The sequence below is a fragment of the Streptomyces mutabilis genome, from assembly GCF_046628145.1.
In the GTDB taxonomy this organism is placed as follows: domain Bacteria; phylum Actinomycetota; class Actinomycetes; order Streptomycetales; family Streptomycetaceae; genus Streptomyces; species Streptomyces mutabilis.
Genome location: NZ_CP176874.1, coordinates 6334342 through 6357048 on the forward strand (window position 1 = coordinate 6334342; position 22707 = coordinate 6357048).

Here is a 22707-nt window from a genome sequence, read left to right on the forward strand (position 1 = left end):
GGCAGCACGATCTGGTACGCGCCTTGCTCGTCCTCGGTGAAGACCGTGCGCAGGCTCTCGTGCCGGGCGACGACATCACCGATCGCCGCGCGCAGGGCCTCCACGTCCAGTGTGCCGTCGAGACGCAGCGTGAGCACGGTGTTGTAGGTCGCCGACGGTCCTTCGAGCTGGTGGAGGAACCAGAGGCGCTGTTGGGCGTAGGAGAGCGGGATGCGCTCGGGACGCGGCTTCGCGGTGAGTGCGGTGCGGACGGTGCCGGAGGTGTCGAGGGCGTCGGCGAGTCCCGCGACGGTCGGCGTCTCGAACAGTTGCCGGATGGAGAGTTCGACGTGCAGTGCGGTGCGGGTGCGGCTGACGAGGCGGGTGGCGAGGAGGGAGTGTCCGCCGAGGTCGAAGAAGTTGTCGTCGATGGTGACGCGGTCGACGCCGAGTACTTCGGCGAAGAGGGTGCAGAGGACCTCTTCGCGGGGGGTGCGGGGGGTTCGTCCGGTGGTGGTTGTGGGGGTGTAGGTGGGTGTGGGGAGGGCTTTGCGGTCGAGTTTGCCGTTGGGGGTGAGGGGGAGGGCGTCGAGGGCGACGTAGGCGGTGGGCACCATGTAGTCGGGGAGCCGGCCGCGCAGGGCGGCGGTCGTGGCCTCGGCGTCGTATTCGTCCGTGGTGACCAGGTAGGCGACGAGTCGCTGGTCTCCTGGCTGGTCCTCGCGGAGTTGGACGGTGGCCTGGCTGATACCCGGCTGGTTGTTGAGGGTGGTGTCGATTTCGCCGAGTTCGATGCGGTGGCCGCGGAGTTTGATCTGGTGGTCGGTGCGGCCGTTGTAGGTGAGGTGGCCGTGGTGGTTCCAGTGGGCGAGGTCGCCGGTGCGGTAGAGCCGGGTGCCGGGGTCGCCGAAGGGGTTGGCCACGAACCGCTCGGAAGTCAGGGCGGGGCGGGCGTGGTAGCCGCGGGCGAGTTGTTCTCCGGCGAGGTAGAGCTCTCCTGTGATGCCGGGGGGCACGGGGCGCAGGGCGGCATCGAGTACGTAGACCTGGGTGTTGGCGAAGGGCCGTCCGATGGGGACGGGGCCGTCTTCGGTGCCGTCGAGGTGGTGGTCGGTGATGTTGACGGTGGATTCGGTGGGTCCGTAGGCGTTGATGACCTGCACGTCGGGGTGCTGGGCACGCCAGGTGGCGAGGTGGTCGGTGTGCAGTGCCTCCCCGCCCAGGATGAGGGTGTGGGAGGGGGAGGCCGTCTCCGGCAGGGTGGTGAGCAGGGGGAGGTGGCTGGGGGTGGCCTTGATCAGGCTCGGTTGCGCCACCGTCTCTTCGAGGCTGGTGAGGTGGACGGTTCCGCCTGCGGTGAGAGGCGTCCACAGGGCGGTGATGGTGAGGTCGAAGGCGAGCGGTGAGTGCAGGACGGTGTCGCCGCTCATCGCGGTGTATGTCCTGCGGGCCCGGTGGAGGTAGGTGGCCAGGGCGTGGTGTTCGATGACGACGCCCTTGGGGCGGCCGGTGGAGCCGGAGGTGTAGATCATGTAGGCGGCGTGGCGTGGCGACCACGGGCTACGGCGCTCCGCATCCGCCAGGGGCCCGTGGGGACGGTTCTCGTAGTCCGCGGGGTTTACCGGCTCGGTGAGGGTGAGGGCCGGTCGTGCGTCGTCGAGGATGTAGGTGATGCGCTCGGTGGGGTAGTCCGGGTCGATGGGCAGGTAGGCGGCGCCGGTCTTGAGGACGGCGAGCATGCTGGTGATCGCGTCGAGTGACTTCGGCAGTGTGATCGCGACGAAGTCCTCGGCTCCGACACCTTGTTCCAGCAGGTGCCGGGCGAGCTGGTTGGCGCGGGCGTCCAGCTCGGCGTAAGTGAGAGAGGTGTCCTCGCACACCACGGCGACCGCGTCCGGGGTCCGGTGGGCCTGCTCGGTGATCAGTTCGTGCAGTGGCGTGCCGGGGAGTTCGGTGCGGGGCCCGTTCCATTTCACCAGTACCCGTTCCCGCTCGGCCGGGTCGAGGGTGTCCAGGCGGGCAACGGGGATGTCGGAGTCGGCGATCAGGGCCTCAAGGACCCGCAGCATCCGGTCCGCCAGTGAGCGGACGAGGTCGCCGGGGCAGGTGTCCGCGCGGTGGTCGAGGCGCAGCCGCAGGGCGTCGTCGCGGGTGTGGGCCACGAGGTTGACGGCGAAGTCCGTGCTCTCGACCGCGTCGTAACCGGCCACCCGCAGCCCGTCGAGCTGGCGGCTCGTCGTGTCGGCGCTCACCGGGTAGTTCTGGAAGACCATGGCGGTGTCGAAGAGTTCGCCGTGTCCGGCCCAGCGCTGGATGTCGGCGAGTCCGGCCCACTGGTGGTCCAGGAGGCGGGCCTGTTCGGCCTGGAGGCGGCGGAAGAGGTCGCCCAGGGGTTCGGCGTGGTCGAGGCGGGCGCGGACGGGCAGGGTGTTGATGAAGAGCCCGATCATCGATTCGACGCCGGGCAGCTCGGGCGGGCGGCCGGAGACGGTGGCGCCGAAGACGACGTCGTCGCGGCCGGTCGCCTGGGCGAGGGCGAGTGCCCAGGCGCCCTGCACCACGGTGTTCATGGTCACCCCCTGGCTCCGCGCCCAGGCAGAGAGGGTGGCCGTGGCGTCACGGTCCAGGCCGAAGGGGACGCTCAGGGGCGCCGCCTCGGCCGGGCCGGCGCCCGGGGCGAGGAGGGTGGCCTCGTCGAGGCCGGACAGGGACTCCTGCCAGGCGGTCCGGGCGGCCTCCCGGTCGCGGGCGTCGAGCCAGGCCAGGTACTCGCGGTACGGGCGGACCCGGGGCAGACTCACGGGGTCGCCGCCGGAGACGTACAGCTCGGTCAGTTCCTGCCAGAGCAGGGGCATGGACCAGCCGTCGAGCAGGATGTGGTGGTTGGTCATCACCAGCCGGACGCGGTCGGCGGAGAGCCGGATCGCGGTGAAGCGCATCAGCGGCGGGCTGGTGAGGTCGAACCGGCGTTCCCGGTCGTCGGCGGCCAGACGCGCGGCCTCCGTGTCCCGCTCGTTCTCGGCGCGGTCGGTCAGGTCGTACTCCCGCCAGTCCGGGGCGACGTCGGCGGGCACCACCTGCACCCACGCGCCGGACCCGGTCTGCCGGAACCCGGACCGCAGGTTGGCGTGCCGGCGCAGCAGGGCGTGGGCCGCCGCGCGCATCCGGGCGCCGTCGAAGGTGCCCTCCAGGTCGAAGGCGAGCTGGCCGACGTAGACGTCGCGGGCGTTCTCGTCGTACAGGTTGAGGAAGAGGAAGCCCTCCTGGAGGGGGGCGAGGGGCAGGACGTCCTGAAGGCCGGGGAGGTCGCTCTCCAGGTGCTCGATCTCGTCCTGGCCGAGCGTAGGGTGCGCGATGTCCGAGGGGGTGAGGCCGCCCGCGCCGGGCTGCCGGGCCTCCTCGACGAGGCGGCGCAGCATCCGGAACCAGGCGTCGGCCAGCCGCTGGGTGTCCTCGGTCTCCAGCTCGGTGCGGGAGTAGGTCCAGCGGGCACGCAGCCGGGTGCCGTCGGCGGTTTCGCGGGCGACGGCGTTCACGTCCACGGGGTGGGCCAGCGGCATGGCACCGTCGATGCCGGCGACGTCGCCGCCCTCGATGGTCCACGGGTCCTCGTCGGAGCCCTCCTGGCCAATCTGGCCGAGGTAGTTGAAGCCGAACTCGGGGACGGGCAGCGCGGCGAGGACGTCCCGGGTGCGAGCGTTGAGGTGGCGCAGCAGGCCGTAGCCGAGGCCGTCGCCCGGTACGGCGCGCAACTGCTCCTTGACGGCCTTCAGCGTCCGGATCGCCGATACGTCACCGGAGGCGGCGGGCGGGGCCAGCCGGACCGGGTACATCGACGTGAACCACCCTGCCGTGCGGCTGAGTTCGGCGCCCGGGACCGCCTCCTCGTGCCGGCCGTGGCTCTCCAGGTCGACGACGACGGGTGCGGAGGGGTCCTCGGCGCGGCCGTGCCGCCACTGGGCCACTGCCAGGGCGAAGGTGCTCAGGAGCACGTCGTTGATGGTCGCGCGGCAGACGCCGGGGACCCAGGTGAGCAGGGCCTCGGTGGTGTCCGCGTCGAGCTCGGCGGTGATCTCGCCCGCGGTCGCGTGGGTGTCCCGCGCGGGGTCCACGCGCAGGGCGCGCGGGGTGTCGCCGAGTACCGAACGCCAGTGTTCCAGCTCCTCCTCGGTCCGCGGCTGCCCGGCGAGGTCGGTGAGGGCCAGCGCCCACCGGCGCCACGGTGTGCCCACGGGTGCCAGGGCGTCGCCGGCGTAGGCGGCCGCCAGGTCCGGGATGAGGATGCGCCAGGTGACGCCGTCCATGACCAGGTGGTTGGCGACCAGGACGAGCAGACCGTCCTGGGCGGCGCCCCGGTCCAGCCAGACCGCCTGGAGCATGCGGCCGTCCGCCGGAGCCAGGCGGGACCGGGCCGCCCTTGCCTGCTCGGTGACCGCCGAGCGCACGGCGGACTCGTCCAGGCCCACGGCGTCGAAGCGGACCAGGCAGTCGGCCGGTGTCACGGAGCCCGGCTCCGGAACCTCGATGGTCCAGTCGCCGGCCACCCGCATGCGCAGCGCGTCGTGACGGTCCAGCACGGCCCGCAGGGCGGTACCGAGCCGGTCGAAGTCGAGAGCCGCGGGCACACGCAGGACCAGTGACTGGTTGAACTCCGCCATGTCGGAGCCGAGGTCCGCGAACCAGGCCATCATCGGGGTGCGGGGCGTCGGGCCGTAGGCGGGGACGTCCGTGTCCCGCGCGGAGCGGTCCGGGCCGGCCCCTTCGGCGGCCGACCGGGCCAGCAGCGCGGGCGTCTGGTGCTCGAAGACGTCCCGTACGGACAGGACCAGGCCCGCCGCGCGGGCGCGGCCGACGAGCTGGATGGAGAGGATGCTGTCGCCGCCCAGGTCGAAGAAGCCGTCGTCGACGCCGGCCGACTCCACGCCGAGGATCTCGCCGAACAGCTCGACCAGCAGCCGCTCGCGCGGGTCGCGGGCGGCCCGGCCGGAGGTGCGGGCGGAGTAGTCGGGGGCGGGCAGTGCCTTGCGGTCCAGCTTGCCGTTGATCGTCAGGGGCAGCGCGGCCAGCACGACGAACGCCGTCGGGATCATGTGGTCGGGCAGGGTCTCGCGCAGTTCGGCGCGGAGAGCGGCGGTGTCCACGGTGCGGCCGGGCTCGGGCACGACGTAGGCCACGAGCCGCCGGTCGCCGGGCCGGTCCTCCCGTACGATCACGGCGGCCCGCGCCAGGTGCGGGCGCTCGGTGATGACCGCCTCGATCTCGGTGGGCTCGATCCGCAGGCCGCGGATCTTGACCTGGGTGTCGACGCGGCCCAGGTACTCCAGCTCGCCGTCCGGCAGCCAGCGCACCAGGTCGCCGGTGCGGTAGAGCCGGGTGCCGGGGTCGCCGAAGGGGTTGGCCACGAACCGCTCGGAAGTCAGGCCGGGGCGGGCGTGGTAGCCGCGGGCCAGGTGCGGTCCGGCTGCGTACAGCTCCCCGGGCACACCGGGCGGGACCGGGCGCAGGGCCGCGTCCAGCACGTAGACGGCGGTGTTGGTGACGGGGGAGCCGATGGGCGGGGTGAGGGGGCCGGACAGCGGCCCGCTCATGGTGGAGCAGACCGTGGTCTCGGTGGGACCGTAGGAGTTGAGCATCGTACGGCCCGGCGACCAGCGTTCCACCAGCTCGGGCGGGATAGCCTCGGCGCCCACGACGAGGGTCAGGCCCTCGGGCAGGGACCCCTCGGGCAGCAGCCCGAGGACGGAGGTCGTCAGGCTCAGGTGGGTCGCCGCGTGCCGGGTCGCCAGCTCGGCCAGCTCCGGTCCCGGCGTGGTCTCCTGCGGCGCCACGACCAGGGCGGCGCCGGTGAGCAGCCCCATCGCCAGCTCCCAGAACGAGGCGTCGAAGCTCGGCGAGAGATGCTGGAGCACCTTGCTGCCCGGGCCCGCCGCGCAGTCGCGGGTGAAGATGTCCACGAGGCCGGGCAGGCCGGTGTGGGTGACGACGACGCCCTTGGGGCGGCCCGTCGTACCCGAGGTGTAGATCATGTACGCGGGGTGCTCGGGGCGCAGCGGGGCCGGCCGGTCGGCGTCGGTGACGTCGTGGCCCGGGAGCGCGGCGAGGGCCGAGGCGGTCCCGGCGTCGTCGAGCAGGAGGACGGGCGTCCCCGTGTCCGGGAGTCCGGCGGCCAGGGCGGACGTGGTGACGACGAGGGTGGGCGACGCGTCGCGGACGAGGTGGGTGATGCGCTCGGCGGGGTAGGCCGGGTCGACGGGAAGGTAGGCCGCGCCCGCCTTGAAGGCGGCGAGCGCCGAGACGACCAGGTCTGCCGAGCGGGGCAGGGCGACCGCCACGAACCGCTCGGGGCCCGCGCCCAGTTCGAGGAAGCGGCGGGCCAGCCGGTTGGCACGCTCGTTGAGTTCACCGTAGGTCAGGGTTGCGTCCGCGGACTCGACGGCGAGGTGGTCCGGGCGGTCGGCGGCGTGCTCGGCGACGTAGTCGGCGAAGGTGCGGTCCACCGGACTGCGGGCTGTGTCGTTCCACTCGACCAGGACGCGGTCCAGTTCCCGGGAGCTGAGCACGTCCACCTCGCCGATGCGCCGGCCGGGATCGGCGACCAGCGCGGCCAGGAGCCGCAGGAACCTCTCCACCAGCAGCGCGACCGTGCCCTCGTCGAACAGGTCCGCGCTGTACTCGGCCGCGCCCACCAGTCCGGCGGGGGTGCCGTCGGCGTCGCGGTGCTCGGCGAGTTCCAGGGCGAGGTCCAGCTTGGCGACGCCGGTGGTCACGTCCAGCAGGCGCACGCCGAGGCCGGTGGTGGCGAGCGCCGCGAGGGCGTCCTGCTGGGTGGTGTCCAGGCTCAGCAGCACCTGGAAGAGCGGGTTGTGGGAGAGCGACCTGGTCGGCGAGAGGACGTCCACCAAGTGCTCGAAGGGCAGGTCCTGGTGGTCGTAGGCGCTCAGGTCGGTGTCCCGCACCCGGTCGAGGAGCTCCCGGAAGGTGGGGTCGCCGCTCGTGTCGGTGCGCAGCACCAGGGTGTTGACGAAGAAGCCGACGACCTGGTCCACGGCGTCGTCGCCGCGGCCCGCCACCGGTGTGCCCAGGGGGATGTCGTCGCCCGCGCCCAGCCGGGTCAGCAGGGCCGCCAGGGCCGCCTGGAGCACCATGAAGACACTGGTGCGGGACTCCCTGGCCAGAGCCACCGCGCCACGGTGCAGGTCGGCGGGGACGGTCAGCGGGACCCGGCCGCCGCGGTGCGAGGCGACGGCCGGCAGCGGCCGGTCCGCGGGCAGTTCGAGCCGGTCGGGCAGTCCGGCCAGGGCCTGCTTCCAGTACGCGAGCTGCCGGCCGGCGGGGCTGGTGGCGTCCGAGGCGTCCCCGAGCGAGGCGCGCTGCCACAGGGCGAAGTCCGCGTACTGCACGGGCAGCGGCGCCCAGTCGGGGGCGTGGCCGGCCGCGCGGGCCGTGTAGGCGGCGGCCAGGTCGCGGACCAGCGGGCCGAGGGACCAGCCGTCACCGGCGATGTGGTGGACCATCAGCAGCAGCACGTGCTCGTCGACGCCGAGCCGGAACAGCTCCGCGCGCACCGGGATGTCGGCCGTCAGGTCGAAGCAGTGCCGGGCGGCCTCTTCGAGCCGGCGGCCGAGCAGGTCCTCGGTCAGGTCGGTGACCGGCAGTTCGAAGCGTACGGACGCGGCGTCGAGGACGGTCTGCCGGGCGCCCCGCGCGTCCTCCGCGAAGACGGTCCGCAGGCTCTCGTGGCGTACGACGACGTCCTGGAAGGCCGCGCGCAGCGCCTGGGGGACGAGGGCGCCCGTCAGCCGCAGCGCGCCGGTGATGTTGTAGGTGGGGGAGGGGCCCTCGAGCTGGTGCAGGAACCACAGCCGCTGCTGGGCGTAGGACAGGGGCAGCCGCTCCGGGCGCGCCCCGGCCGTCGGCGCCGCCCCGGCCCGCTCGGCCCCGTCGAGGGCGGCGGAGAGCCCGGCGACGGTCGGGCTCTCGAACAGCCGGCGCACGGACAGTTCGACACCCAGGGTGCTGCGGATGCGGGCGGCCAGCCGGGTCGCGAGCAGGGAGTGGCCGCCGAGGTCGAAGAAGTTGTCGTCCACGGTCAGCCGGGGCACCCCGAGGACCTCGGCGAACAGCGAGCACAGGATCTCCTCGCGCGGCCCGCGCGGGGCGCGTCCGGTGATCTGCCCCGCGTGGGCGGGGGCGGGCAGCGCCTTGGCGTCGAGCTTGCCGTTGGGTGTCAGCGGGAGTGCGTCCAGGGTGACGAACGCCGACGGCAGCATGTGGTCGGGGAGGTGCCCGGCGGCGTGGTCGTGCAGTGCGCGGGCGGTCGTGCCGGTGCCGGTCACCACGTACGCGACGAGCCGCGGGTCGCCCTGGACGTCCTCCCGCGCCACCACGGCGACGTCGTCGACGGCGGGGTGGGCGGCGAGCACGGCCTCGATCTCGCCGGGCTCGATGCGGAAGCCGCGGATCTTCACCTGCTGGTCGGCGCGGCCCAGGTAGTCCAGGCCGCCGTCGGTGCGGCGCCGGGCCAGGTCGCCGGTGCGGTACATGCGGGTGCCGTGCTCGCCGAACAGGGCGGCGTACGGGTCGGCGGGGAAGCGGTCCGCGGTGAGCGCCGGGCGGCCCAGGTAGCCGCGGGCCAGTCCCGCGCCGGCCACGTACATCTCGCCGGTGACGCCGGGCGCGGTGGGGCGCAGCCGGTCGTCGAGGACGTAGACGCGCAGGTCGGGGATGTTGACGCCGATCGTGCTCGCCGACGCGGCCGCGGCCGTGGCCCGGTCCAGGGCGAAGTGCGAGACGTGCACGGTGGTCTCGGTGATGCCGTACATGTTGACCAGGGCCGGCGCGTCATCGGCGTGCCGTTCGTACCAGTCGGCCAGCCGGGACAGGTCCAGGGCCTCACCGCCGAACACCACCGTGCGCAGGGCGAGTTCGTCGCGCCTCTCCCGGTCTGCGGCGGCCAGTTGGTGGAACGCGGACGGCGTCTGGTTGAGGACGGTGACCCGCTCGCGGGCGAGCAGGGACAGGAAGGCGGCGGGGTCCCGGCTGACGTCGTGCGGGACGACGACGAGCCGGCCGCCGTGCAGCAGCGGACCCCACAGCTCCCACACCGAGAAGTCGAAGGCGTACGAGTGGAACAGCGTCCACACGTCGTGCTCGTCGAAGCCGAACCACTGCTCGGTGGCGGAGAAGAGCCGCACGACGTTGCGGTGCGGCACGGCCACACCCTTGGGGCGGCCGGTCGAGCCGGAGGTGTAGATGACGTAGGCGGTGTCCCTCGGGTCGAGGGGCCTGATCCGCTCGCTCTGCGCGAGGTCGGTGGCGGGGTACGCCCGCGTCGCGTCGCCGTCCGGGTGCGCCGGGTCGTCGCCGAGGACGACGAGGGGCACCTCGTGGGCGGGCAGCCGGTCGGCGGTGGCGCGGTCGGTGAGCAGGGCGGCGGGCGCGGAGTCGGACAGCGCGTGGGCGAGCCGGTCGGCCGGGTAGCCGGGGTCCAGCGGGACGTAGGCGGCGCCCGACTTGACCACCGCGAGCAGCGCCACGACCAGCTCGGCCGAGCGGGGCAGGGCGAGGGCGACCAGCGCGTCGGGGCCGATGCCGCGCGCCGTCAGCAGCCGGGCCAGGCGGTTGGCCCGGGCGTTGAGGTCGGCGTAGGAGAGCGAGGTGCCTTCGAAGGTCAGCGCGGTGCGACCCGGGTGCCGGGCGGCCTGCCGCTCGAACAGCTCGGGCAGCGTGGCGGTGACGGGTGTGGGGGAAACGGGGACGCCGTCCGGCCGGTTGGCCGCCACCAGCAGGTCGTGGTGTTCGCCGGGGAGGAGCACGTCGACGTCGCCGAGCCGTGCGCCCGGGTCGGCGGCGACCTCCGTGAGCAGCCGCAGCAGCCGCTCGGTGAGGGTGCGGACGGTCCCGGTGTCGAACAGTTCGGTGCTGAACTCCACCGCGAGGTCCAGCCCGGCGTGCCCGCCCTCCGCGTCCCGCCGCTCGTCGAAGGCGAACACGAGGTCGAACCGGGACAGCCCGGTGTGCACCGGCAGCAGAGACGTGCTGATCCCGGGCAGCCGGCCGAGCTCGCCCAAGGCGTCCTGCCGGTTGGTGTCGAAGGTCAGCATCACCTGGAACAGCGGGTGGTGGGAGGTGGCCCGGTCCGGGTTGACCGCCTCCACGAGTCGCTCGAAGGGCACGTCCTGGTGGGCGTAGGCGGCCAGGTCGCGCTCGCGGACGCGGCCGAGCAGTTCGCGGAAGGTGGGGTCGCCGCCGGTGTCGGTGCGCAGCACGAGCGTGTTGACGAAGAAGCCGACCAGGTTCTCCACCGCCGCGTCGGTGCGTCCCGCGATGGTCGAGCCGATCGGTACGTCCGTGCCGGCGCCGAGCCGCGTCAGCAGCCCCGCGAGCGCGGCCTGGAGCACCATGAAGACGCTGGTCCGGGTCTCGCCGGCCAGCGCGGCGAGCGAGCGGTGCAGGCCGGCGGGCACCGTCACGTCGAGGCGGGCGCCGGAGTTGTCGCGGCGCACGGGGCGCGGCCGGTCGGTGGGCAGCTCCAGCGCCTCCGGCAGTCCGGCGAGCGCCGCGCGCCAGTGCGCGAGCTGCCGGGCGCCCTCGCCCCCGGCCTCGCTCCCCGTCTCGTCGTCGCCCGTGCCGAGCAGTTCGCGCTGCCAGAGCGTGTAGTCGGCGTACTGCACCGGCAGCGGCGCCCAGTCGGGGGCCCGGCCGGCCGACCGGGCGGCGTAGGCGGTGCCGAGGTCACGGGCGAGGGGCGCCAGCGACCAGCCGTCGCCCGCGATGTGGTGCAGGACGAGCAGCAGGACGTGCTCCTCGGGCGCCACCCGCAGCAGCGTGGCCCGCAGCGGCACGTCCCGCGTGAGGTCGAAGCAGTGCCGCGCGGTGCGCGCGAGGTCGTCGGCCAGCCGCTCCGGGGCGCTGTCCAGCGTCTCCAGGCGGGACGGGACCTGTTCGGGGGCCAGGATCACCTGGTGGGGGCCGTGCGCGTCCTCGGCGAAGACCGTGCGCAGGCTCTCGTGCCGGGCCACCACGTCCGCGAGGGCCTCGGAGAGCGCGGCCTCGTCCACCCGGCCGGAAAGCCGAAGCGCCGCCGGGATGTTGTACAGCGGCGAGGGCCCCTCGTACTGGTGGATGAACCACAGGCGCCGCTGCGCGAAGGACAGCGGCAGCCGCTCGGGGCGCGGCCGGGCGGTGACCGCCGCGCGGGCCCGCCCGGTCTCCTCCAGCGCCGGGGCCAGCTCCGCCACGCTCGGCGACTCGAAGACCCGCTGGATCGGCACCTCCGCGCCGGCGGTGGAGCGGATGCGGCTGATCAGCCGGGTGGCGAGCAGCGAGTGGCCGCCCAGTTCGAAGAAGTTGTCGTCCACGCCGACCTCGTCGACGCCCAGCACCTCGGCGAACAGCGTGCGCAGCAGCTCCTCGTCCGGCGTGCGCGGGGCCCGTCCGCCGGACCGCTCGGTGCGCGCGGGTGCGGGCAGGGCCCGGCGGTCGAGCTTGCCGTTGGGGGTGACCGGCAGCCGGGGCAGGGTGACGAAGGCGGCGGGCACCATGTAGCCGGGCAGCAGCTCGCGCAGGCGCGCGGTGAGCGGGGCGGCGTCCGCCTCCGAGCCGGGCGCGGGAACGGTGTAGGCGACGAGACGCTGGTCGCCGGGCCGGTCCTCGCGCAGCAGGACGGCGGCCTGGTCGACCTCCGGCTGCCGTACCAGCGCCGCCTCGATCTCGCCGAGTTCGATCCGGAAGCCGCGCAGCTTCACCTGGTGGTCGGCGCGGCCGAGGTAGTCGAGGCTGCCGTCGTGGTTCCAGCGCGCGAGGTCGCCGGTGCGGTACATCCGGCTGCCGGGAACTCCGTGCGGGTCGGCGGTGAAGCGTTCGGCGCTGAGGCCGGGGCGGCCCAGGTAGCCGCGGGCGAGCTGCACGCCGGCGATGTACAGCTCGCCGGGCACACCGGCCGGGACCGGGCGCAGCGCGGCGTCGAGCACGTACATCCGGGTGTTCCACACCGGGCGCCCGATCGGCACCGGACCGTCGCCGGTGTCCTCGGCGCACGGCCAGTACGTCACGTCGACGGCGGCCTCGGTGGGCCCGTACAGGTTGTGCAGCGGTACGTCCGACACGGAGCGGAAGCGGGCGCGCAGCTCCGCCGAGAGGGCCTCGCCGCTGCAGAACACCCGGCGCAGTCCGTTCAGCGAGGCCGCGGACGGCTCCCGCAGGAACACGTCGAGCATCGACGGCACGAAGTGCAGGGTGGTCACGCCCGCGCGTCGGACGGTGTCGGCCAGGTAGACCGGGTCCAGGTGGCCCTCGGGCCGGGCCACGACCAGCGTGGCGCCCTGGACGAGGGGCCAGAAGAACTCCCACACGGACACGTCGAAGCCGGAGGGCGTCTTCTGCAGCACCCGGTCGGACGGTTCGAGGCCGTAGGTGTCCTGCATCCACGCCAGGCGGTTGACGATTGCCCGGTGGGAGACGACCACGCCCTTGGGGCGCCCCGTGGACCCGGAGGTGTAGATGACGTAGGCCGGGTGGTCGGGGCCGGGCGCGGTCGCGGGTGCGGTCGCGGTCGCGGGTGCGGTCGCGGCGGTTTCCGGGACGGCGGCCGGGTCGTCGAGGAGCAGCCGGGGCGTGCCGTCCTGCGGCAGCCGCTCCTCGGCGTCCCGCGTGGTCAGGACGAGCATCGCGCCCGCGTCCCGCAGGATGTGCGCGATGCGGTCGGCCGGATAGCCGGGGTCGACGGGCACGTACGCCGCGCCCGACCTGAGCACCGCGAGGAGCGCCACGACCAGCTCGGCCGACCGGGGCACGGCGACCGCGACGAAGCGCTCCGGGCCCGCGCCCCGGGCGGTCAGCGCACGGGCCAGCCGCTCGGCGCGTGCGTCGAGTTCGGCGTACGTCAGGGAGGTGCCCTCGTAGACGACGGCCTCGTGCTCCGGGGTGCGCGCGGCCCGCGCGGCGAGCAGTTCGGGCAGGGTCGCGGCGGGCACCTCGCGCGCGGTGTCGTTCCATCCGTCGAGGACGAGGTCCCGCTCGTCGGGCGTGAGCAGCGCGACGTCGTCGACCCTGGCCGCGGGGTCCGCCGCCAGGTCGGCCAGGAACCGGACGAAGCGTTCCTGCAACGAGTCCAGGTCCTGGACGCCGTACACCTGCGGGTTGCCCTCGAAGTCGACGCGGAGGCCGGTCTCGGGGGTGCCGGACAGCACGATGGTCAGGTCGGTCGTCGGACCCGAACTGATGCTGCGCATCAGGCCGACCGGACCGCCGAAGTCCACCGGCCTGATGTACGGCATGACGTTGACGGAGGGTCCCGACACCCCCGAGCCGCCCAGCTCCCGGTCGAGGTCCTCGCCGCGGTAGCGGCTGTGCGCCATCAGGCCGCTCATCGCCCCGGACACGTTCTCGACCACCCGCGCGAAGCTGTCGCCGGGGTCCACGGCCAGTCGCAGCGGCAGCCGGTTGGAGACCATGCCGGGCGTCGTCCGGGCGTTCGCGCCGTAGCGGCCGGTGACCGGCACGGACACCACGATGTCCCGGGCGCCCGTCATCCGGTGCACGAAGGCGCCCACGCCGGCGATCACCACGCGCGCCCAGTGTGCGCCGGTCGCCTCGGCGGCCCGGCCGAGCACGCCCGTGCGCTCCGGGCCGAGGGTCAGGCTCCGCACGGTCGGCGCCAGTGCCCGGGCGCCGACCCGGCCGGTGAGCGAGACGGGCTCGGGGCGGTCGGCGAACAGGCCGGTCCAGTACGCCCGGTCCCGCTCGTGCCGCGCCGAGCCGCGGTAGGCCTCCTCACCGGCGACCATCCGGTCCGTGTCCCCGAAGGAGTGGGCGGGGACCTCGTGCCCGTCCCGCAGCGCCCGGTACACCTCGGCCAGCCGCTCGTAGAACAGCGCCATGCTGGTGCCGTCGATCACGATGTGGTGGACGCCCAGGTAGTACACGTGCCGGCCGCCGCCCAGCGTGAACAGCGCGTGGCTGCTGAGGCCGGGCCGGTCCAGGGACACCGGCGTCGCACGGTCCCGCTCCATCCACCGCTGGGCCTCGCCCTCGGGGTCCGGGTGGTCCGAGAGGTCGATGTGGTGCAGCAGCACGGGCGTGTACGGCACTCCGTCCGGGCCCTCGACGGCGTCCGAACCCTCCGGCGCGGGCGGGCAGTACGCGCGGTACGGGTGGCCGTCCTCGTCGGTGAGGAAGCGGGAGCAGAGCGTCTCCGTCTCGGTCACGGTGTGCCGCAGGGCCGTGCTCAGCAGCGCGTGGTCCAGCGGCCCGTCGATCTCCAGGCAGGATCCCGTCTTGTAGTGCGTGCCGCGCGGATCCAGCTGCTGCGCGAGCCACACCTCGTGCTGCGCGCTGGTCAGACCGTGCCGGACCGAAGACTTCTCAGACACCTGTCTCCTCACAATCCTCTGCCGGAACCCCCGGCCTCGCAGTGGCGCGCGGTAAAACAAATACGGTGTAGCCCGGATGGCTTTCGACTAAGGGCGAACTGGGACGCTAGCAAGGCCGCGACGAGATGGTCAATATCGTTATCCGAGTAGATAACCGCAGGTAGGAAGGTTGATAACCAGCCGATAGCGAGGTTATACGGGTGATTTGTAGAGTGTAGCCACGCGCATTTCTCATTGCTGCCCCGAAAATGCGCCGCCCCTCTTTCCCGCGGGCGCTCCCGTAATTCTCCCCTTCATTCATTGGAGATCCGCATGCCGCCCAGTGCCATTGCGTACGCCGAGCTGTACGTCGCGGACGACCGGGACGCCGCCGGCTTCCTCGTCGACAGCCTCGGCTTCGTCCCCCTGGCCGTGGCGGGGCCCGCCACCGGCACGCACGACCGCCGGTCCACCGTGCTGCGCAGCGGTGAGGTCACCCTCGTGGTCACCCAGGCGCTGCGGCCGGACACCGATGTCGCCCGGTACGTGGAGCGGCACGGTGACTCCATCGCGGACCTGGCCTTCACCTGTGACGACGTACGTTCCTGCTTCGACCGCGCGGTCGTCGCCGGCGCCCGGGCGGTGCAGACGCCGACCCCCTCGCGGCGGACGGGCCAGGACGCGTGGTTCGCCGCCGTCTCCGGCTTCGGGGAGATCCGGCACACGCTGGTCGCCGCCACCGGCGACGGCGCGGCACCGCTGCCGCCCGACCGCGACTGGGCACTGCTGCCGGCCGCCACGGACCACGCGGGCCCCCGGCCCTTCCTCGACCACGTCGCCGTCTGCCTGGAGGCCGGCACGCTGCGGAGTACCGCCGAGTTCTACGAGGCGGCCTTCGACATGCCCTACTACTCCTCCGAGTACATCGAGGTGGGCGAGCAGGCGATGGACTCGATCGTCGTGCGCAACGCCGACGGCGGCATCACCTTCACGCTCATCGAGCCGGACGACACCCGACTGCCGGGGCAGATCAACCAGTTCCTGACCGCCCACGACGGTCCGGGCGTCCAGCACCTGGCCTTCCTGGTGGACGACATCGTCGACTCCGTCCGCTCGCTCGGCAACCGCGGCGTCGCCTTCCTGCGCACCCCGGGCGCCTACTACGACCTGCTCACCGAGCGGGTCGGCGCCATGGCCGACGCCATCAGCGATCTGCGCGAGACCAACGTCCTCGCGGACCGCGACGAGTGGGGCTACCTGCTGCAGATCTTCACCCGCTCGCCCTACCCGCGCGGCACGCTCTTCTACGAGTACATCCAGCGCAACGGAGCCCGCGGCTTCGGCAGTTCCAACATCAAGGCGCTCTACGAGGCCGTCGAGAGGGAGCGGGAAGTGGCCGGTCGATGACGTCCGCCACCCGTGGGCCCGCCGGCGCCGCCTCCGGGGAGCCGGATCCGGAGCCGCTCACGCTCGACGACTTCGCCCGGCTCGCGCGCCGGCGACTGCCCCCCGAGGTGTGGGACTTCATCGCCGGAGGTGCCGGACGGGAGCGGACCCTCGCCGCCAACGAGGCCGTCTTCGACGCCGTGCGGCTGCGGCCCCGGGCGCTGCCCGGCGTCGACGAGCCGGACACCTCCGTGGAACTGCTGGGCGCCCGGTGGGCGGCGCCGGTGGGCATCGCGCCGGTGGCCTACCACGAACTCGCCCACCCCGACGGCGAACCGGGCACCGCCGCCGCCGCGGGCGCCCTCGGCCTCCCGCTCGTCGTGAGCACCTTCGCGAGCCGGACCCTCGAAGAGGTGGCGCACGCCGCGAGCGCACCGCTGTGGCTCCAGCTGTACTGCTTCCGCGACCACGGCACCACCCTGGACCTGGCCCGCCGGGCGCGCGACAGCGGCTACCAGGCGCTGGTGCTCACCGTCGACACCCCGTTCACCGGCCGTCGGCTGCGCGACCTGCGCAACGGGTTCGCGGTCCCCGCCCACATCACCCCGGCCAACCTGGCCGGTTCGGCGGCGGCCGGCAGCGCCACCCCGGGAGCGCACAGCAGGCTGGCCTTCGACCGCGGCCTGGACTGGTCCTTCGTGGCCCGGCTGGCTTCGGTGAGCGGGCTCCCGGTGCTGGCCAAGGGCGTCCTGACGGCCCCGGACGCCGAGGCAGCGGTGCGGGCGGGCGTCGCCGGCGTCGTCGTCTCCAACCACGGGGGCCGCCAACTCGACGGCGTACCGGCCACGCTGGAGGCGCTGCCCGAGGTGGTGGCCGCCGTGCGCGGACGCGTCCCGGTCCTCCTCGACGGCGGCGTCCGCACCGGCGCCGACATCCTCGCCGCGCTGGCCCTCGGCGCCCGCGCCGTCCTCGTCGGGCGGCCGGCACTGTACGCGCTCGCGGCCGGCGGCGGCCCGGGCGTACGCCGGATGCTCGCCCTGCTGACCGCGGAGTTCGCCGACACCATGGTCCTCACGGGCCACGCCACCACCGGCACGATCGGCCCGGACACGCTGTCTCCGCCACGTCCGGGCCCGCCGCCCCCGGGCCCAACCACCGTGCCCCGCACGGCGCCGCACACAGACAGGAGCCACGGATGACGACCACCCGAGCGAGCGCGGATCCCGAAGGGGTGCTGCCGCGGACCGCCCTGCACCCCAGCCTCTCCGCTCCGCTGCTCGACACGATGACCTTCCTCAACGAGGTCACCCTCCGGTACCCGCAGGCGATCTCCTTCGCCCCGGGACGGCCGTACGAGGGCGACTTCGACGTCGCGCGCGTCCCCGGGCTCATCGAGACCTACCTCGACCACCTGCGCGGGCGCGGCCTTTCCGAGGAACGCGTGCGCACGGCGCTGTACCAGTACGGCGAGACCGCCGGCCAGATCAGGGACATCGTCGCGCGCATGCTCGAAGTCGACGAGGACATGACGGTCGACCCCGCCGCCGTGGTCGTGACGGTCGGCTGCCAGGAGGCCGTCCTCCTCACCCTCCGCGCTCTGTTCACCGGCCCGGACGACGTGCTCCTCGTCGACAGCCCCGCCTACGTCGGCATCACCGGCGCCGCGAGCCTGCTGGACATCCCCGTCGTACCGGTGCCCGGTACCCCGAACGGCCCGAGCCTGGAAGGGCTCGAACGCACCGTCCGGGAGATCGAGGCGAGCGGCCGGCGCGCCAGGTGCCTGTACGTGGTACCCGACTGCTCCAACCCGACCGGCGTCAGCATGCGCCGGGAGGACCGCACCGCCCTGCTCGACGCCGCGGGCCGGCTGGGGCTGCTGCTCCTGGAGGACAACCCCTACGGCGTGTTCAGCTCGGTGCGCCGCCCCACCCTCAAGTCCCTCGACACCCAACGGCGCGTCGTCTACCTGGGCTCCTTCGCGAAGACCGCCTTCCCGGGCGCCCGGGTCGGCTTCGTCGTCGCGGACCAACTCGTGGCGGGCGCGGACGGCCGGCCGCCGGGACTGCTCGCCGAGGAACTGGCCAAGGTCAAGAGCATGGTCACCGTCAACACCTCCAGCCTGAGCCAGGCCGCCGTCGCCGGACTGCTCCTCCAGAACGGCGGTGGACTGCGGTCGGCCAACGAGACCTCCGCACGCCACTACCAGGCCACCATGAGGTGCCTGAGGGAGACCCTCGCCGCCGAACTCCCGCCCGGCTCACCGGAGACGGACGGGGTGCGCTGGAACGACCCCGACGGCGGCTTCTTCCTCACCCTCGACGTGCCGTTCGAGGCGGACGAGGCCGCGCTGGACGTCTCCGCGGAGAAGTACGGCGTCATCTGGACGCCGATGCGCCACTTCCACCTGGACGACGCGGGCGACCGGCAGATCCGGCTCTCGTGCAGCTACCTCACCACCGACCGGGCCGCCGAGGGAGCGGCGCGGCTGGCCCGCTTCGTCAAGGACCGGGCGGGCGCCTGACCCGCCCGGGCCACTCAACTGCCGAGGTCGCTCCGCGTCACCAGCCCCGCCTCGTAGGCGATGATCGCCGCCTGCACCCGGTTGCGGACCTCCAACTGGGTGAAGATGGCGCTGACATACGTCTTGATCGTGCCCTCGACCAGGTGCAGCCGCTGCGCGATCTCCGCGTTCGACATCCCGGCCCCCAGCATGCCGAGGACCTCCTGCTCCCGCTTGGTCAGCAGCATGGTGCGCTCCCCGGACAACTGCGAGCGCGGCGACGGCGCCCGGCGCAGCTCGGTCATCAGCCGCCGCGCCACCAGCGGCGAGAGACAGGACCCCCCGGACGCCACGGCCCGCACGCCCGAGATCAGGTCCCGCGGGTCGGACGCCTTGAGCAGGAAGCCGGCCACTCCCTGGTCGAGGGCGCGCTCGATGTACTTGTCCTCGCCGAAGGTGGTGAGGACGACCACCGCGGTGTCCGGGTTGGTGGTCCGCAGTTCCCCCGCGGCCGTCAGGCCGTCCATCTCCGGCATCCTGATGTCGAGCAGGGCCACGTCGGGCCGGTGCTTGCGGGCCAGCTCGACCGCCTTACGCCCGTCGGACGCCTCGGCGACCACCTCGATGCCCGGTTCGGTTGTCAGGATGGAGCGAACCCCGGCCCTGATGATGGTCTCGTCGTCGGCGAGCAGTACGCGAATCATCCGATCCTTCCCTGGTGGTCAGAGCGTGTCCTTGGCCATCAGGACATCATCCTTGAAGCACAACCGGTACATCGTGTCGCCGAAGTCGAGGAGACTTCTGCTCGCCCGGTAGTACTCGCACGTCGCGCCGGCCGGCACGGTCGGCTCGGAGATGACCGGCGGCGGCTTCCTGATCCGCCGGTCCGGCAGGACCGGCGTCAACTCGTCACGGGTCTCCCCGACCCGTATCCCGGCGTAGTCCTCGGGGCTGACCGACGTCGTCGCCGAGGTGAAGACGTAAAGTCCGCCGAGGAACGCCACGATGGCGGCACCGACCACCACCGGGATCAGCGCGGCCCGGCGCGCGTCGCGCCTGAGCCGGGCCCGGGTGCGCAGCAGCGCGGTCCGCGAGGCGCTGAGCCACGGCGCGGCGGACGCGGGCCGGGCCGCGTCGGTCGTGGGGCCGGAGCCGTGCCCGGCCGGGCCGGCCCCGTGGTCCGCGTCCGTGCCGACGCCGCCCGCGCCGCCTTCCCCGGTGTACGGCCCCGGGGCACCGGTCCCGGTGCCGCCGCTCGGCGGCTCGGTGGACCGCGACGTCGAGGAGGCGCTGCGCGGCAGTCGCGCGTGTACTTCGAAACCACCGGACCGCGGGCCCGTCCGCAGCGTGCCGCCCGCGAGCCGGACGCGCTCGTCGAGGCCGATCAGCCCGGACCCGCTGCCCGTCGCCGGCGTGTCCAGGCCGTGCTCCGGCCGTTCGTTGAGGACCGAGACCACGGTCTCGTCCGCCGTGTGCGTCACCTGGACGGTGATGGGGGCGCCCGGCGCGTGCTTGGCCGCGTTGGTCAGCGCCTCCTGCACCACCCGGTAGGCCGCGAGGTCGGACAGCAGCGGTGTGCCCGGCCGGTCCCGAGCCCCGTCCTCCTGGAACGTCACCGGCGTGCCCGAGAGCTGGAACCGGCGCACGAGCTGGGCGATGGACTCGTGGGCGGGAGTCAGGGAGGGCGTGGGATCCTCCCGCAGCAGCCCGATCACCTCGTGCAGCCGCTCGGTGGCCATCGTGCACCGCTCGCGCAACTGCCCGACGGACTCACGGTGCTGCTCCGACAGCCCGGGGGCCAGTTCCAGCCCGCCGGCGAGCAGGGCCATCACGCTCAGCTCGTGACCGAGGGAGTCGTGGATGTCCTGCGCGATCCGGGCCCGCTCCTTCATCCTGGCCTGGTCGGCGATGTAGCGCTGGCGCCACTCGAGTTGCTCGGCGTGCTCCCAGCCGGCATGGGCCAGCGCGGTGCGCTGGCTCCACCAGTTCCCCGCCCACCAGGGCAGCACGCAGGTGACGAACTCGGTCATCAGCAGGCTCAGCCAGTCCTTGGTCTGGGCGACCGTGCTCACGAGCAGGAGTCCGGTCACCGCGACACAGAGGAACACCAGGTGCGCGGGCCACAGCCGGGTCAGTCTGCGGCCCGCGAGGCAGCTGAGCACCACCGTGGCCATCGCCGGCCACAGACTCGCGCCGAACCACGGATAGAACAGGGTGAGGAGCGCCGCCAACAGCAGAGACAACAGGGGCGCGGTGCGCTGCACCACGACCGCGGCCGTGATGACCAGGCAGGCGGTCAGCCAGCTGACCGGCGTGGTCACCAGCGCCTCCGTACTGAACGCGGAGGGCGCCAGCAGCACCAGGACCAGCACCAGATCGCCGCGCCGGGCGAAAGGGCGCTCGGAGCACAGGACCCGCAGGAGCGATCGGATTCGTCGGCGCACGGCCTGCCATCGGTGCATTCCAGCACGGTACAAGAAGGGTCGCGGCCTGCGGATCTGCCGAAAGTCGAATGCGGTCGTTGCCGATCGCCAGATGTCTTCGGCCTTCTCCTCTCCCTAGCGTTGAACACGTGACTTTGGAAGGAGCCACCAGGCGATGATCACTTTGGACCGACTGACCAAGCGGTACGGCGACAAGACGGCCGTCTCGGACCTCTCGTTCGAGATCAAACCGGGAAAGGTCACCGGATTCCTCGGCCCGAACGGCGCGGGGAAGTCGACGACCATGCGCATGATCGTCGGTCTGGACGCGCCGACGTCGGGGCGGGCCCTGCTGAGGGGCAAGCGCTACGAGGAGCTGCGGCACCCCTTGCGCGAGGTCGGCGCCCTGCTCGACGCCCGCGCCGGCCACCCCGGCCGCTCGGCCTACCACCACCTGCTCGGTATGGCCCGCAGCAACGGCATCCCGGCCTCCCGGGTCGCCGAGGTCCTGGAGACCGTGGGCCTGACCGAGGTGGCGAAGAAGCGCATCGGCTCCTTCTCCCTCGGCATGGGGCAGCGGCTCGGGATCGCCGCGGCTCTGCTGGGCGACCCCAAGGTGCTGCTCTTCGACGAGCCGGTCAACGGACTGGACCCGGACGGTGTGCGCTGGGTCCGCGAGCTGATGCGCTCCCTGGCCGCGGAGGGCAGGACGATCTTCGTCTCCAGTCACCTGATGAGCGAGATGCAGGAGACCGCCGACCACCTCCTGGTCATCGGCCGCGGGAAGATCATCGCGGACGCGCCGATCGAAGAGGTCATCGCGGGCAGCTCGCTGACCGCCGTCCGGGTCCGGACCCCGCAGCCCGACGTGCTGAGGCGGCAGCTGCTGGAGTCCGGATTGCGAGTCGAGCCCGGCGTGGACTCCACGCCCGACGAGCTCCTCGTCGTCGGCGGCACGCTGGAGGAGATCGGCGACCTGGCGTTCCACCACCGTGTCCCCATCCACGAACTCAGCATGCGCAAGGCCAGCCTGGAACAGGCGTACATGGAACTCACCGCCGCGAGCGTGGAGTACGGCTCTCCCGCGCTCGCCCAGGTCACCGAAGCTCCGGACCACCAGAAGGCGTAACTGGACATGACTACTACTGCAACCGCCCCCAAGCTCGTGGGCCCCGTGAAGGGCGGCGGCTTCAAGGGCGCCGTCGCGTTCGAGTGGACCAAGTTCTGGAGTGTCCGGGCCACTTGGTGGAACCTGACCGTCGGTCTGCTGCTCACGGTGGGCTTCGCCGCCATGGTCGGCGCGTCGGCCGACGCCAGTGCGAAGAAGGGCGTCGACGTCACGATGCCGGCCCCGCACCACGCGTCCCAGGCCTTCCTCATCTCCCAGCTGGCCATCGTGGTCCTCGCCACCCTCGCCCTCACCAGCGAGTACTCCAGCGGCTCCATCCGCACCACGCTCCAGAGCGTGCCCAAGCGCGGCCGGATGCTCCGGTGCAAGACCCTGGTGATCGGCGCCGTCGTGGTCGCCGCGGGCTTCGTCTTCAGCCTGCTGGGCACCATGGTGGCCGCGCCCCTGATGGGCGAGCACGGCGACTACACCGGCGGCCAGTTGCTCGGCACCGCACTGGGCGCCGGGGTCTACCTCGGGCTCCTCGCCGTGATGGCCATCGGACTCGGCACCGTCCTGCGCAGCGCGGCGGGCACCATCACCACCCTCATCATGGTGCTGCTCGCGCTGCCGCAGCTGATGGGCGTCGTAGGCGCCAAGTGGCTGGAGACCGCCTCCGACTACATGCCCAGCGTCGCCGGCACCGTCCTGCTGACCCAGGACAGCGACCCCTACGGCGGCGGAGTCGCCCTGCTGGTCCTCGTGCTGTGGGCACTGGCCGCATACGTCGCCGGCTCCGCGGTCCTGCGCCGCCGGGACGCCTAGGAAGTCCGTACCCCCCACGGAACACGAAGGGGCCGCACTCCGCCCGTCGGTGTGCGGCCCCTTCGCCGTGTCCGCACGAGCGGGGCCGGACGAGCGATAGCGGTGCGATAAGGGGCCCATAGCGGGCCTCGCCAA

The 22707-nt window shown here is 73.1% G+C and carries 8 protein-coding genes (1 of these 8 only partly in view); 5 read left to right on the top strand and 3 right to left on the bottom strand.

Annotated elements, in window-relative coordinates; genetic code table 11:
* A protein-coding gene (locus ACLIN4_RS28435) for a non-ribosomal peptide synthase/polyketide synthase (protein ID WP_411576372.1) crosses the window boundary here: on the bottom strand, positions 1-14351 show its 5' portion. The gene continues 7531 nt to the left of window position 1, outside the view; 14351 of the gene's 21882 nt are visible here — the first part of the coding sequence; it begins with the start codon at positions 14349-14351; the stop codon falls past the left edge of the window.
* 312 nt (positions 14352-14663) lie between these two features.
* Between ACLIN4_RS28435 and hppD the strand changes: the two genes are divergently transcribed.
* The 3 genes from hppD to ACLIN4_RS28450 are packed head-to-tail and all read left to right on the top strand — an operon-like array spanning position 14664 to position 18237.
* The gene (gene hppD, locus ACLIN4_RS28440; protein WP_289907248.1) at positions 14664-15737 is read left to right on the top strand and encodes a 4-hydroxyphenylpyruvate dioxygenase; all 1074 of its coding nucleotides are present in this window, start codon (positions 14664-14666) and stop codon (positions 15735-15737) included.
* Complete coding sequence (locus tag ACLIN4_RS28445; protein ID WP_382020697.1) at positions 15734-16915, top strand: alpha-hydroxy acid oxidase; 1182 nt, start codon at positions 15734-15736, stop codon at positions 16913-16915. The genes hppD and ACLIN4_RS28445 overlap by 4 nt, the downstream gene beginning before the upstream one ends.
* Positions 16912-18237 carry a PLP-dependent aminotransferase family protein gene (locus ACLIN4_RS28450; RefSeq protein ID WP_411576373.1) on the top strand — a complete coding sequence of 442 codons (1326 nt, stop codon included), beginning with the start codon at positions 16912-16914 and terminating at the stop codon, positions 18235-18237. Before ACLIN4_RS28445 ends, ACLIN4_RS28450 begins: the two co-directional genes overlap by 4 nt.
* A gap of 14 nt (positions 18238-18251) precedes the next feature.
* Here the strand turns inward: ACLIN4_RS28450 and absA2 are convergent, their stop codons facing one another.
* Both absA2 and ACLIN4_RS28460 read right to left on the bottom strand, forming a co-directional pair.
* On the bottom strand, positions 18252-18920 hold the full coding sequence (gene absA2, locus ACLIN4_RS28455; RefSeq protein WP_107479253.1) for a two component system response regulator: 669 nt from the start codon (positions 18918-18920) through the stop codon (positions 18252-18254).
* Positions 18921-18938: 18 nt separating this feature from the next.
* Positions 18939-20678 carry a sensor histidine kinase gene (locus tag ACLIN4_RS28460; RefSeq protein ID WP_381915487.1) on the bottom strand — a complete coding sequence of 580 codons (1740 nt, stop codon included), beginning with the start codon at positions 20676-20678 and terminating at the stop codon, positions 18939-18941.
* A gap of 136 nt (positions 20679-20814) precedes the next feature.
* Here ACLIN4_RS28460 and ACLIN4_RS28465 point away from each other — a divergent pair, with 136 nt between their 5' ends.
* Together ACLIN4_RS28465 and ACLIN4_RS28470 are read left to right on the top strand one after the other, a co-directional pair.
* Positions 20815-21768 (top strand): ABC transporter ATP-binding protein, encoded by a 954-nt coding sequence (locus ACLIN4_RS28465; RefSeq protein ID WP_289907262.1) that lies wholly within the window; start codon positions 20815-20817, stop codon positions 21766-21768.
* A gap of 6 nt (positions 21769-21774) precedes the next feature.
* Positions 21775-22572, top strand: a complete 798-nt coding sequence (locus ACLIN4_RS28470) for an ABC transporter (RefSeq protein ID WP_289907265.1) — start codon at positions 21775-21777, stop codon at positions 22570-22572.
* Positions 22573-22707 lie beyond the last annotated feature (135 nt).